Here is a 13,758-nt window from a genome sequence, read left to right on the forward strand (position 1 = left end):
CTCTAATATGAGAGGGCATTATTAAGAATTATGTTAACTTATCTTAAGGTATAACATAACATGACGGCTGTCATGTTAGAAAAGCTCTCTGATTTGTTCCAAACTAAAATGGTAAGGATTATATTGTAGAGACCCTATAGGCTGGTGAACCGTATGTATGGGGATAATTTCTACCACACTATTAGTGTAGGCGATCGCTTCAAATCCCCTGACTAATTCGGCATTCCAGGGCGACTCATGCACCATGGGCAGATGATTGAGCAATTGCGATCGCACAATTCCCGGTAATATTCCCTCTGTGAGTGGTGGTGTCCACCAACTACCATTTTGCCAGCCCCAAAGGTTACCTGTGGTAGTTTCAAGCCAATTACCTGCGCCATCGATGAAAATGGCCTCCTGAGAATTTAACTGTTGGGCGTGAGTCCTCGCTAACCAACCACTGAGGTAGTTACCAGTTTTATGAGCAGGAAGACTGCGATACAAGTTCGACATTGCCAAAGTTGTGGTAATACCGTGTTTTTGCTTGGTGATTAAATCTGGTGGTAATAACCTCCCGCTTATCCACTCCCTCCCATCTGCAAACAGGGTAATTCTGAGAATGGGGAAATTTTCCGCCAGAATTTCTGCACCTTGACGCACCAGATTCCAGCTTGGTTCTCGCCAACCAAAAGCTTGTACTGATAACAGTAGGCGACGGCAATGTGCCACCCAGTTAGTTAAACTACTATCGAGGCTTTGCTCATAAACCCGCACTGTTGTAAATACCGTAGCCCCATAAAGTAACCCCGGGTCGTGAATATCTAATTCTAGGGTTTGAGATTCTCTGAGTTTGCCATGGTACCAATAAATAAAACTAACCTCCCTGGGGGTTAAACCTACTACTTGAGATCATCCTAATAAATCAGCGCGGGGTTTAAAAGTTTCTATTTCCCGCAGTTTTTCATAAAGTTCCCGTTCTTCAGGTGTGATACTTTTAGGTGTAACAATTTGAATTTCTACTAATTGATCGCCACGTTTACCATTTTCCCCGGGGTAGCCTTTATTTGCTAACCGCAGTCTTTGACCACTCCTCACACCCGGAGGGATAGTCATTTTCACAGGGCCATCTAAAGTCGGTGCTTCTACTTGTCCTCCTAAAACCGCTTCACAGGGAGTGACTGGAACTTGGCAAAATATATTGAACCCTTCTAGTTTAAATAGCCCATGGGGCAATACTGTTATTTTCAAGTAGAGGTCACCACCACCAATACCTTGATTGCGTAACCGGATACTTTGACCTGTTACCATAGCTGGGGGCATATTTACTTCCAGCGATCGCCCATCTTCTAGGCGAATCCGTTCTTTGCCACCTTCATAAGCTTTTTCCAGTGGTAAAGTTAATCTAGCTTCAATATCTCGGCGGGGTGTGCGCGGTGGGCTTTTAGGAACCGTATACTCAACCCGACTTTTAGGAGAACGAAATGGATCGCTTTTGGTACTACTACTAACATTTCTGGTGTCTTGACGACCCCCTACACCAATGACTTGATTAATAAAACTCTCAAAATCGGAAAATTGTTCGGGATTTACATCTTCAGTGGTGCTGCGACCATTGGAGGAACCAGACCAGCTTTTAGATTTGGGTGCTTTGCTAGCAGTAAAACCTTTTTGTTTCCAGTAGCGGCTAAATTGGTCGTATTGCGATCGCCTGGCTGTATCAGAAAGGACTTCGTAAGCCTCACCGATATCTTTAAACTTTTCCTCTGCGGCTTTATTTCCCGGATTGAGATCCGGGTGATATTGTCTTGCTAACCGGCGATAAACCTTTTTAATTTCTTCACCGGAAGCATCCTTAGGTACTCCTAAAATTTCATAGTAATCGCGAAAATTCTGCAAATTTTGCATAGTTCAGTTATTTTACTTTTAATTGTAGTAATAGGGACTGATGACTGTTAAATATTGACTAATAACTACAACCAATCATCGTCATCATCATCCCAGTTATCCTGGTAACTTGGTCGAGAAGGCTTGCGAGAGGAACGCTGATCATAGTCTGGGTAGCGACTATCTTTGCTGTAACCCCTATCGTAGTCTCTGTTGTAATTTTTGCCATAGGAATCACGTTCGCGATATGTATCACGGGAAAAATTGGGTTCCCGTTCCTTATCACCGCCTGTAAAAATGTCACGAATCGTCCCAAACAAGTCTTCCTCTTCGTCCTCAGCATAATACTCCCGAACTTCTCGGTTTAGTTCATATAAAGCATCTTGTAAGTCAGCATAGGCTTGATCAATGCCGCGATCTTCATTTTCCTGGAGACTCTCACGCAGTTCCCGACAAATACTATCAATTCGCTGGCGGCGATTGCGGGCAAACTGCATACCAAATTCCAGTGCCACTTCTCTGAGTTGGCGTTCTGCCTGTAAAATCAAAGCCTCAGAACGAGTGCGTTTTTCTACTCTTTCTTTGCGTTCTCGGTCAACATCCGCGTATTTTTGAGCATCCTGAATCATGCGATTTACTTCTGATTCACTCAAAGTAGAAGCCCCTTGAATTGTGATACTTTGTTCTCGTCCGGTGGTTCTATCAAGGGCTGTCACCTGCAAAATACCGTTAGCATCAATATCAAAAGATACTTGAACCTGGGGAATTCCTCTTGGTGCTGGGGGGATGCCATAGAGCTTAAAACGTCCCAGTGATTTGTTATTTGATGCCATTTCCCTCTCACCCTGGACTACGTGAATTTCCACACTGTTTTGGTTATTTTCTGATGTAGAGAAAATATCAGAACGGCGCACTGGGATAGTAGTGTTACGGGGGATGAGTTTTTTCATCACACCGCCAATGGTTTCCAGTCCCAAAGATAATGGTGTCACATCCAAAAGCAGCACGTCTTTGAGTTCACCCGCCAGAATACCGGCTTGAATAGCAGCACCTATTGCCACCACCTCATCAGGATTAACATTTTCGTTAGGTTCTATCCCAATTAAGTCACGCACTAACTGCTTCACCATTGGTATGCGTGTAGAACCACCAACTAGTACCACTTCTTCAATATCTACCGGTGAGAGTCCAGAATCTTTGAGTGCGCGTTTAACTGGTGTACGTAAACGTCCCATCAAGTCCACACACAAACCCTCAAACTGAGAACGAGTCAGGCGAGTCTCTAGATGTTTAGGGCCGTCCTCCGTAGCAGTGATGAAGGGTAAGTTAATTTCGGTGACGCTGACAGCGGAAAGTTCAATTTTCGCCTTTTCTGCGGCTTCCATAAGGCGTTGTAAAGATTGCCGCTCGCGTCTTAAATCTACCCCTTCAGCCTCCAGAAATTTATCTGCTAACCAATCTACTATTTGTTTGTCAAAGTCATTACCACCTAGTTGAGTATCTCCACTGGTAGCTTTAACTTCAAAAATGCCATCACCAACTTCCAAAATTGAGACATCAAAAGTCCCACCACCCAAGTCAAAAACAAGGATAGTTTCAGTTGCACCCCGATCTAATCCATAAGCCAAAGATGCGGCTGTAGGTTCATTAAGAATCCGCAACACTTCTAAACCAGCAATTCTGCCAGCATCGCGGGTAGCCTGTCGTTGAGAATCATTAAAATAAGCGGGAACCGTAATTACCGCCCCTGTCACGGTTTCCCCCAAATAGCGACCAGCATCGTCTGCCAATTTTTTGATCACCATGGCGGAAATTTCTTCTGGGGCGAAATCCTTTTTCAGACGTGGACAGGGAATTGTCACATTACCTAATTCGTTTTTACGGATAGTATAAGGTACACGCTTAGATTCCTGGCTGAGTTCATTATACTGCCGCCCAATAAAGCGTTTAACCGCAAAAAATGTATTTTGGGGGTTGAGAACAGTTTGCCGTCTGGCCATTTGCCCAACAACCCTTTCGCCTTCTTTGCTGAAGCCGACAACAGAGGGGGTTGTGCGCATTCCTTCTGCATTGGCAATCACCACCGGCTTGCCACCCTCCATTACGGCGACTACTGAGTTGGTTGTACCCAAGTCGATGCCGACTACCTTGCCCATGGGTTACTCTTCTCCTAGTGTGTCTTGTACGTTTAATTTAATTATGCGGTACTACCTCTAGTTGTTGGATATTGGATGAAAACACCTCAATGGTATGATAGTCATTGTTAAGGTAAGAAGTAGAGGAGTTTAAGCTTGAGGAGCTAGTTGCAACACTAGGATAACATTGACAATGCTAAGTATGTCCAAGTAGCTGAAATCTTATCTTTGTCATCCCCTACCCCCCAAACCAGAGAGATTGAGGTTATCCATTGACAGGGCATTTTCAGGAATCCTCACGACTGATAAAACCCTCCACCACCAGGGGTTTCAATCACAAAAACATCTCCTGGCTGCATCTGCACTGTTGCTGTGCTGCCTAAATCCTCTTGTGTTCCATCTTGATGCTGTATCCAGTTGCGCCCCACCTGACCAGGTTCTCCCCCATTTAATCCAAAGGGAGGAACACGGCGATGTCCAGACAGAATATTAGCTGTCATTGCTTCAAGGAACTTGATCCGGCGAATCACGCCGTTACCACCTGAATATTTGCCTTTACCCCCGCTATTGGGACGTAAACAAAAGCTTTCTAACAAGACGGGATAACGAGTTTCTAAAATTTCTGGGTCTGTCAAGCGGGAGTTAGTCATGTGGGTTTGAACTGCATCAGTACCATCAAAGTTAGCCCCTGCGCCGGAACCACCGCAGATGGTTTCATAATATTGATAACGCTCATTACCGAAAGTAAAATTATTCATCGTTCCCTGAGAAGCAGCACTCACACCCAACGCACCATATAAAGCATCAACGATGTTTTGTGATGTCTCTACATTGCCTGCTACAATTGCGGCTGGGTAGCTGGGGTTGAGCATACAGCCTTCAGGAATGACAATTTCTAAAGGTTTCAGACACCCGGCATTCAGGGGGATACTATCATTAACTAGAGTGCGGAAGACGTATAAAACCGCTGCTTGAGTTACAGCCTTGGGGGCATTAAAATTACTGCTTAGTTGCCCAGATGTGCCGGTAAAATCAATTGTTGCACTGCGATTTTTTTTGTTTATTATCACTTTAACTTCGATTTTGGCCCCGCTATCTATTTCATAAATGAATGATCCATCTTTGAGGGCTTCAATTGCTCTTCTTACTGATTCATCGGCATTATTTTGAACAAATTTCATGTATGCTTGGACAGTTTCCAGTCCATATTGAGCAACCATTCTCTGTAATTCTTTGACTCCCCTTTCATTGGCTGCAATTTGTGCTTTAAAATCAGCTAGATTTTGTTGGGGATTACGAGCGGGATAAAGATGATTAGAGAGTAAATTTCTTACTTGGGTTTCTTGAAAAATTCCTTGTTCAACTAAAAGAAAATTATCAAATAAAATCCCTTCTTCTTCTACTGTTGTACTGTGGGAAGGCATGGAACCAGGAGTAATACCGCCAATATCGGCTTGGTGTCCGCGAGAAGCAACGTAGAACAGCGCATTGGTCAGGGTAGAGGGCAAAGTGTCATCTAAAAATACGGGGGTAATAGCTGTGACATCTGGGAGGTGTGTTCCACCGTTATAGGGGTTGTTGGATAGATAGACATTACCTGGTTGGATGGTGTCGCCTTTGTCATTGATTAAACTGCGGACGCTTTCACTCATTGACCCTAAATGTACGGGAATATGAGGAGCATTAGCGACTAATAATCCTGAAGAATCGAAAATAGCACAGGAGAAATCTAATCTTTCTTTAATGTTCACTGATGCCGCAGTATTTTGCAGCACAATCCCCATTTGTTCGGCGATGAATTGATAGAGATTTTTGAATATTTCTAAACGGACTGGATCTGGTTTATTTGTGGCGTACATTTTTAATTTATCTTCTTTGAGATTAAAGGTAAATTTACAGATGAATTTGATTTTTTAACTAAGATACACGTTGTAAAATTAAATGATTCCAATCATTTAATTTTGCTTGCCACTTAGGTTCAACCACAATTGTACTAATCTTTTCCACAATAATAGCCGGACCATTTATTAAATCTCCCACTTGTAAATCTTCACGGCGGTAGACTGGGGTATCATGCCATTTTTCCCCAGTGAATATCTTAACTATTTCCACCGATTCAGGGGGTGATTCTATAGGACGAGTACGACTAATTACAGGTTCTTCGGGAGTATCCATTTTCTGAATTACTTCTACGAAAATAGATTCTACAATCAAGGGCTTGTCGGGTTGAATGAAACCATAGCGAGATTTATGTTCATCTATAAATGCTGTGTGCATGACCATGACATCTGAATTGAAATCAATGCTTAAAGTAGAATTAGTCCCCTCATATTTCACATCCAGTTTTTGAATTACTGTTGCTTCAACGCTACTTTCATTTTGACTGAGTTCACTTCTTGCTTGGGTTTCTAATGACTCCCTCAACTGCATTAACTGAGGTATTAAGTCTTGATTTAAAGGCTGTTCTACTCCTGCTACTCTGGTGGCTCTCACATCAGCTAGTCCCATACCATAGGCGGAAAGAACACCAGCATAAGGATGCAGAAATATCTGTTTCATCCCTAAAGTATCCGCAATTAAACAGGCGACTTGTCCACCAGCACCACCAAAACAGCAAAGTACATATTGGGTGACATCATAACCTCGTTGTAGACTGATTTTTTTAATAGCATTAGCCATATTTTCCACAGCGATCGCCATAAATCCGGCTGCTACTTGTTCGGGTGTAAGGTAATTTCCTGTAACAGTGGTAATCTCTTGTGCTAATTGCTGGAATTTCTGGATGACAATATCTTTATCTAAAGGTAAATTGCCATCAGCACCAAAGACGGAGGGGAAATATTGAGGATGTATCTTACCTAACATGACATTTGCATCTGTCACCGTTAAAGGTCCACTCTGACGATAACAAGCCGGGCCGGGATTTGAGCCAGCGGATTTTGGTCCGACACGATAGCTAGAACCATCGAAGATGAGAATGGAACCACCACCAGCTGCAATAGTGTGAATTGATAATACGGGAACTCGCATTCGCACTCCCGCAATTTCAGAATCTAATTGGCGTTCATACTCCCCTTTAAAATGGGCGACATCTGTACTGGTTCCCCCCATATCAAAGGTAATTACTAGATTAAAACCTGCTCTTTTACTAGTTTGAACTGCACCGACAATACCGCCTGCAGGTCCACTTAAAATACTGTCTTTTCCCTGAAATTGTGCTGCTGCTACTAAGCCGCCGTCAGACTTCATAAACATTAATCTAACATTTGGTAATTGGCTGGCTACTTGGTTGACATAGCGGCGCAAAATTGGGGTTAAGTAGGCATCTACGACAGTTGTATCTCCTCGACTGACTAGTTTGATTAATGGGCTAACTTGGTGAGATACAGAAATTTGTGTAAAGCCAATTTCCTCGGCAATGGCTGCTACTTGTTGCTCATGCTGGGGATAGCGATCGCTGTGCATAAATACAATCGCACAACTGCGAATACCTGTATGATAAACTGCTTGTAAATCCTGTTGTAATTGTGTAATATTAACAGGTGTTAATTCGTTGCCATGAGCATCATAGCGTTCTTCTACCTCAATCACTTGTTCATAAAGCATCGTTGGTAAGATGATGTGACGGGCAAAAATATCAGGGCGGTTTTGGTAGCCAATACGCAGGGCATCTTTAAACCCTTTGGTAATCAGTAGGACTACTCGATCTCCTTGCCTTTCTAACAGTGCATTGGTGGCGACAGTTGTCCCCATTTTGACTACTTCTATGGCTGTATTGGGAATGGGTTCATGAGTTGAAAGACCCATAATATCCCGAATACCTTGGATAACTGCATCTTGATATTGTGTGGGATTCTCTGAAAGTAATTTGTAGACAATAACCCATTCTTGAGGTTTCAGAGGAACGATCAAAAAACGTTCTGTATGCCCTGAGAGCCGATCTATAATTGTCTGGCTATTAGTGACAGCAATAATATCTGTGAATGTACCACCGCGGTCAGCAAATACTTTTAACATTTATCAATTTACCCTATGGTATATAATCAGAAGATTTATAATATAGCCTTTTTCAGGCTCATGAAGTACACACCTATTCCCTATTCCCTATTCCCTGTTCCCTCAAACTAAAAAAATTGTACCTCACGAGCATGGGAAATGCTATAATCTATGTAAGAATTGATATATCTGGTAACTGGCGCAAGTATTGATTAATTTCTACAGATGCAGCAATTCCAGAAATCATGGCATCTTCAGTAAGATTACCACCACACCAATCACCACAACATACTAAAGGTAGGGGACTTTGGGCAGATAATACAGCATGTGGCCAGGGACGACTGGGAAAAGCGTAACGCCAGCGATGTACTTGCATCCAGTCTGGTGTTGCTAGCCAAGGAAGCCCCAAACTGTGGGCTGCGGTTTGCAACATCTCCTGTGCAACGGCTTGTAAATCTGGGGTTTCTAAATGTAGTTGGGCAAAATTAGCGCTACTTTGTAAGACAAATACAGGTTGTTGAGGATGGGGGCGTTTGCTGCTGTCTAAACCCATCCATCCCAAAACCGGCTCATCTGTAAATTTCCGCTCCTTCCAAGGTGGTAGTGGGGATGTAGGGGGATATCCTGCGATCGCACTAATACAAGGATAAAATTCTACAGAGGTCAAACTATCCAAAAATGCTTTACCCAAAATATGTTCGCCCAATGGGGACAAAAGTGCCAAAGCCTGGGGAGCGGGGATAGCGAGAACTATGGCTGTGGCTGTTAATTCGGCGCTAGATTCAAGAGTCAGACACCAAGTATTTGCGGAATGAGGGTGAATGGCTGTGACCCGCTGATTCAGTTGGATTTCTAAACCTTGGGCGAGAAACTTACCAATGGTACTCATTCCCGCGGGTGCAATATAACGGGGTTGAGGCTGATCTTGCCATAGCTCTAGGATATGGCGATCGCATAAAGATTGTACCAAATTTGCGAATAATTCACCTTGAGGCTGTAAATAACAAGCCCCATGGTCTGCCCAAGTTCCATGTAATCGACGGGTAGCGAGTCGTCCCCCGAAACCACGGGACTTTTCAAGGACTACAACCGAGTATCCAGCCTCAGTTAAACGTTGAGCGCATATTAAACCTGCCATTCCGGCACCAATTATGGCAATATCAGTCATAAATTCTTGACTCTGTAGGACTAGGGATGAGCAATGACCAACAATTGCTAATAGTAGAATAAACTACATAAAGGCTGCACAAAGAGAGGAAAAGAAATTGGATGAACTGAGGGCGGCGCTGGAGTTAGCGACACAAGAGGAATTGCAGGATTTAACGGCAATTTTGTTTAGTCGTAAATTTAATCCCCTAGATTATGTTCATACACCTGAACCCATTGAGGTACAAAGCCAAAGCCGCGAAGCTTGGCTAGACACATTAGAGAATCGGTTTCGGTTTTTAGCTGCGGATGGGATCACAGTATTACGGGGGCGTACAAGTCAGGTAACTTACCGTCAAGCATTAATTCAGGTCTGTAAATATTTGAAAATTCCCTATTCTAGAGAATTGACGACTGTTGATTTAGAGGCGGAGTTATTTTTACATCTATTAGGACAGGTGTGGAAAAAACTGCCGGAAAATGAGAAACAAAAATTAAATCAGCAGGTGCAACGTCAACTGTGCCAGTCAAAAATCCAACAACCCCTACCACTTTTATTACAGGGCGACCCATTGGGATTACTGGTTAAAGGTGGTAGCGCCTTGGCTGTTACTTCTATTCTGCAGCCATTGGTATTGCAACAGATAGCGCGCCAATTTGCCATCCACTTTGCTAAATATCAAGTAGCTAAACAGACGGCGATCGCCGGTTCTCAAGCAGCAACTAGCCAATTTAAAGGCTATGTAGCTCTACAAATGGCGCGGCGGGGTATGACTATGAATGCGGCTCGTTATGGTGCGGTGCGTAGTGTTTTTAGCTTCATTGGCCCAGTGATGTGGACTTGGTTTTTTGCAGATTTAGGATGGAGAGCGATCTCTACTAACTATGGTCGGATCATCCCCACCATATTTGCTCTGGCACAAATTCGTCTCACTCGTGCTGAATGTTGGGAGCCAGCTTGAAGTTAGCTTTTTATCATCCCCACACTAGTTTACAAACCCCTTGGAATGTGACTCAAATTGGACTGCTGATTTTTCCCTTGAGTCCTTTGGTGGGCGGTGTGAGTATACTGTTGGCAGCATTAAGAACTTGCCAATTAGAATACCGCAGTGTAATCAAAAGTCCCCTTAACTGGGGATTTGGGCTTTTAAGTGTATTACTGATTATTAGTTGTAGCTTTGCCGATGATAAAACACAAGCTTTTCTGGGCTTATTTAATTTATTACCATTCTTCCTAGTTTTTGCTGGACTCAGCACCCTGATTCAGACAACTGTTCAATTGCGGCAAATAGCGATGATTTTCGTGATTGGTTCAGTTCCAGTGGTGATAATGGGCTTTGGGCAGATGTTTTGGGGTTGGAGTTTCCAGTTACAAGTTTTGTGGATTTTATTAGATTTAGGTCTGTCTGCGGGAGGAGTTCCACCGGGGCGTATGTCCTCTATATTCATGCACGCTAATCTTTTGGCTGCTTATTTAGCGATCGCTTTTACTTTGGGATTGGGGTTGTGGCTGGAACGATGGAGTTTACGCGATAGAAATAATACTTACTTTATTTTTTTAACTGTGTCAGTAATTACCAGTTTTATAGCCCTGATTTTCACTGACTCACGTAATGGCTGGGTGATGGGAATGATTGCCTGTTTAGCCTATGCACTTTACCAAGGTTGGCATATTATTGTTGGTAGTGTCACCAGTATAATCACCAGTGTCCTGTTAGCAGCTTTCGCCCCCTCACCAGTTGCAGAAACCTTTCGCCGCTTTGTACCGGCTTACTTTTGGGCGCGGTTAAATGATCAAATGTATCCAGATAGACCAGTGGCTGTAATGCGAACTACTCAATGGGAGTTTGCTTGGTCTTTAACTCAGCAAAAGCCTTGGACAGGTTGGGGTTTACGCAGTTTTAGCGACCTCTACAAAGCACAGATGCAAATTGATTTAGGTCATCCTCACAATTTATTTTTGATGCTGTCGGCTGAAACTGGTTTACCGAGCGCCCTGTTATTTTTTGGCTGTCTGGCTTGGATATGGTTTGCAGGTGTGCAATTGTTGCAGAAACCCAACTATTTAGACAAAAAAGATAAATTGATATTTTTCAGTTATATTGTTGTAATTTTACAATGGTTGATATTCAACACCGTAGATGTAAGTTTATTTGATTTTAGGCTAAATACAATTTCGTGGTTATTTTTCTCTGCACTTTGGGGAGTTGTATATAGTAGTTCTCGTTTGCATAGGTACGGTGAATAATTCATTGACCACAGATGAAGATATATCTATACAAGGAATCGGGAAAGTTGCTTTTATAGCCAGATTTTTCCAAATTCGATGATATGCTTGATAAAAGCTATGTTGGTGGATGGAAGTTCTGGTGCGTGGGATGGGGGGTCAGGTGTGCGATCGCGCCTAAGAAATAGTCCAAGAATTACGTAAAAGCCAGTAAATAAACTTGACTCACATTGTTTACAAAGATTATGAGCAAAGCAGAAACAGAAACAGTTAAACAATTAGCGATCGCCCTACCAATGAATGCCATTCAATCCTTTTGTCAACGCTGGCAGATCGCTGAATTATCAGTATTTGGCTCAATTTTACGCGATGATTTCAATGCGCAGAGCGATGTAGATTTTTTGTATGCCCTCAAACCTAATACTCGCTGGAGATTATCAGATTTAATTGATGCTGAAGAAGAATTAGAAAAAATGCTCAGTCGAAAAGTTGATTTAGTGGGAAAAACGACTATTGAACAGAGTCATAATTGGCTCCGAAAACAGAATATTCTTTCATCTGCAAAAGTTATTTATGAAGATTTAGAATCCCTATTTATCTAACCCAGGGAGTTAATTATGCTTGAATTGAATCAGGTGAGCGATCGCCAGCAATTACTTTTAGCTGAACTTAACCGCTATGTAGATTTGTTAAGGGATTTTTACAATCCTCAATCAATTATATTATTTGGTTCAATGGTAAGTGGGACAACCCATGAATGGTCTGACCTTGATTTAGTCATAGTTAAAGAAACGACGCAACGTTTTTTGGATCGCACTAAAGAAGTAATTCAGTTGCTGCAACCACGAGTAGGGATTGATATACTGGTCTATACTCCTGTTGAGTTTGAAAATTTATGCAAAGAACGGGCTTTTTTTCGAGAGGAAATTTTAGGGAAAGGCAAGATTTTGTATGAGCAGGGAGTATGAAACATGGTTAATTTTTGCTCGTGAGGATTTGCAAATGGCAGAATTAGCGATCGCTAATAACATATACAATCAAGTGTGCTTCCATGCCCAGCAATGCAGCGAAAAAGCGATTAAAGCTCTACTTACGGCTCAAGGAAAAACTCCACCCCGCAGTCATCGGCTTAGTGATTTAGTGAATTTACTTAATCCTAATCCTCTTGTGGCGATCGCTTTAGATATCCAACTTCTTGATCGTTTTTACCTTCCTACCCGCTACCCCGATGCTTTACCCAGTTCAGATGCTTTCGCAGATCCTAATGATGCCCAAGAAGCCTTAGCTGTATCAAGACAAGTATTCAATCAAGTTACTCAAGAATTGATGAACTCTCAAGAAGATGAGAACTGATGAAAAAATGCAATTGTTTAGAGTCAGTTTGTGGAACCACACCCAAAAAATCACAGAACATCTATGTAACGGAAATCAGACATGACTAATTATTTGTGGCAACCATCAGATGAGCAAAGACGCACAATTTTATTTATGGAAGTAGCAGGGATTATACACGATTTAGGTAAACTATCAAATGGCTTTATCAAGGAGTCTGCACAAGACAAGCCTAGGGAATTGTCTTATAATTATCAATCGATTGCCGAAGACAGTTATATAAAGCCTTTTTCAGTCTCATGAAGTACACACCAATTCCCTGTTCCCTGTTCCCTCAAACTAAAAAAATTTGTACCTCACGAGCATGGGAAATGCTATATTTGGATATTCAAGAAATTATCAAAGCTCATCTACCGCTTTTTCAAAGTTATTTTCAATCTCAGGTTTAGGACTTTCAAAAAGCTTATCTGATTTTTCAGACCTGTTTTTAATCTCAGTTTTATAACTAGAAGAATCTGATTCTTTAAAAAACGACATGACAATTGAAATGCACAATACTACTGGTATTGCTATTATTACTAATGATATTGCTATTCCTGCTATGATGATAGCAATGCATAATACTACTAGTATTGCTATTATTACTAATGGTATTGCTATTACTGCTATTATCAAATTTCCTAGTAACTTTAACACAAATCACTCCTTAATGTTAATAGATTTATGCTGATTTTTATACAGATAAATCAGCAATTATGGCTTCTGTTTCCTCTCGCATACTGGCCAACAGATCATTAAATGATGCTTCTTCATTTAATTCAAATACGCTTTCTCGAAGAATTATATATTCCCATTGTTGTGGCTGAGAATCTTCTTCATAGCTTTCAGAGTCAAGTGTGACATTGCTTATTTTATTAGTAAATAGGACTTACGCAACTGGCACAGGCGATCGCTACGCAGAGCTTGCATCTGTGTGTAGCAATCGCTAAATGAAAGCACATTGGTATTATATAAGTGATGTCAATGGCACGGGGGGATGCCTAGTGCAGTTGATAGTAG

General features: G+C 42.0%; 13 protein-coding genes. 6 read left to right on the forward strand and 7 right to left on the reverse strand.

What is annotated here, in order from left to right:
- Positions 1–75 precede the first annotated feature (75 nt).
- The 6 genes from NWP22_RS13525 to NWP22_RS13550 form a co-directional block, all read right to left on the reverse strand.
- Positions 76–849: an aminotransferase class IV gene (locus NWP22_RS13525; RefSeq protein WP_271730592.1), complete on the reverse strand. Its 774-nt coding sequence runs from the start codon at positions 847–849 to the stop codon at positions 76–78.
- A 39-nt stretch (positions 850–888) separates the two neighbouring features.
- Positions 889–1,884: a J domain-containing protein gene (locus tag NWP22_RS13530; RefSeq protein ID WP_271730560.1), complete on the reverse strand. Its 996-nt coding sequence runs from the start codon at positions 1,882–1,884 to the stop codon at positions 889–891.
- Between the two features lie 65 nt (positions 1,885–1,949).
- Positions 1,950–4,019 carry a molecular chaperone DnaK gene (gene dnaK, locus NWP22_RS13535; RefSeq protein WP_271730561.1) on the reverse strand — a complete coding sequence of 690 codons (2,070 nt, stop codon included), beginning with the start codon at positions 4,017–4,019 and terminating at the stop codon, positions 1,950–1,952.
- A gap of 275 nt (positions 4,020–4,294) precedes the next feature.
- Complete coding sequence (locus tag NWP22_RS13540) at positions 4,295–5,857, reverse strand: hydantoinase B/oxoprolinase family protein (RefSeq protein ID WP_271730562.1); 1,563 nt, start codon at positions 5,855–5,857, stop codon at positions 4,295–4,297.
- A gap of 58 nt (positions 5,858–5,915) precedes the next feature.
- The gene (locus tag NWP22_RS13545) at positions 5,916–8,015 is read right to left on the reverse strand and encodes a hydantoinase/oxoprolinase family protein (protein WP_271730563.1); all 2,100 of its coding nucleotides are present in this window, start codon (positions 8,013–8,015) and stop codon (positions 5,916–5,918) included.
- Positions 8,016–8,163: 148 nt separating this feature from the next.
- Positions 8,164–9,162 carry an NAD(P)/FAD-dependent oxidoreductase gene (locus NWP22_RS13550; RefSeq protein ID WP_271730565.1) on the reverse strand — a complete coding sequence of 333 codons (999 nt, stop codon included), beginning with the start codon at positions 9,160–9,162 and terminating at the stop codon, positions 8,164–8,166.
- A 97-nt stretch (positions 9,163–9,259) separates the two neighbouring features.
- On the opposite strand from NWP22_RS13550, the gene NWP22_RS13555 reads away from it, so the two are divergent.
- From NWP22_RS13555 to NWP22_RS13580, 6 genes are all read left to right on the forward strand, one after another.
- Positions 9,260–10,102 (forward strand): YaaW family protein, encoded by an 843-nt coding sequence (locus NWP22_RS13555; RefSeq protein ID WP_280801989.1) that lies wholly within the window; start codon positions 9,260–9,262, stop codon positions 10,100–10,102.
- Positions 10,084–11,388: an O-antigen ligase family protein gene (locus NWP22_RS13560; protein WP_280801990.1), complete on the forward strand. Its 1,305-nt coding sequence runs from the start codon at positions 10,084–10,086 to the stop codon at positions 11,386–11,388. Before NWP22_RS13555 ends, NWP22_RS13560 begins: the two co-directional genes overlap by 19 nt.
- Positions 11,389–11,612: 224 nt before the next feature.
- On the forward strand, positions 11,613–11,969 hold the full coding sequence (locus tag NWP22_RS13565; RefSeq protein WP_280801991.1) for a nucleotidyltransferase family protein: 357 nt from the start codon (positions 11,613–11,615) through the stop codon (positions 11,967–11,969).
- A 15-nt stretch (positions 11,970–11,984) separates the two neighbouring features.
- Positions 11,985–12,335: a nucleotidyltransferase domain-containing protein gene (locus tag NWP22_RS13570; protein ID WP_280791168.1), complete on the forward strand. Its 351-nt coding sequence runs from the start codon at positions 11,985–11,987 to the stop codon at positions 12,333–12,335.
- Positions 12,319–12,720 carry a HEPN domain-containing protein gene (locus NWP22_RS13575; RefSeq protein WP_280801992.1) on the forward strand — a complete coding sequence of 134 codons (402 nt, stop codon included), beginning with the start codon at positions 12,319–12,321 and terminating at the stop codon, positions 12,718–12,720. Before NWP22_RS13570 ends, NWP22_RS13575 begins: the two co-directional genes overlap by 17 nt.
- Before the next feature lie 81 nt (positions 12,721–12,801).
- Positions 12,802–13,002, forward strand: a complete 201-nt coding sequence (locus NWP22_RS13580) for a hypothetical protein (RefSeq protein WP_280801993.1) — start codon at positions 12,802–12,804, stop codon at positions 13,000–13,002.
- Positions 13,003–13,098: 96 nt separating this feature from the next.
- On the opposite strand, the gene NWP22_RS13585 is transcribed toward NWP22_RS13580, so the two are convergent.
- Positions 13,099–13,395 (reverse strand): hypothetical protein, encoded by a 297-nt coding sequence (locus NWP22_RS13585; protein WP_280801994.1) that lies wholly within the window; start codon positions 13,393–13,395, stop codon positions 13,099–13,101.
- Between the last annotated feature and the right edge of the window lie 363 nt (positions 13,396–13,758).

The organism is Anabaenopsis tanganyikae CS-531, from assembly GCF_029891675.1.
GTDB classification, from domain to species: Bacteria; Cyanobacteriota; Cyanobacteriia; order Cyanobacteriales; family Nostocaceae; genus Anabaenopsis; species Anabaenopsis arnoldii.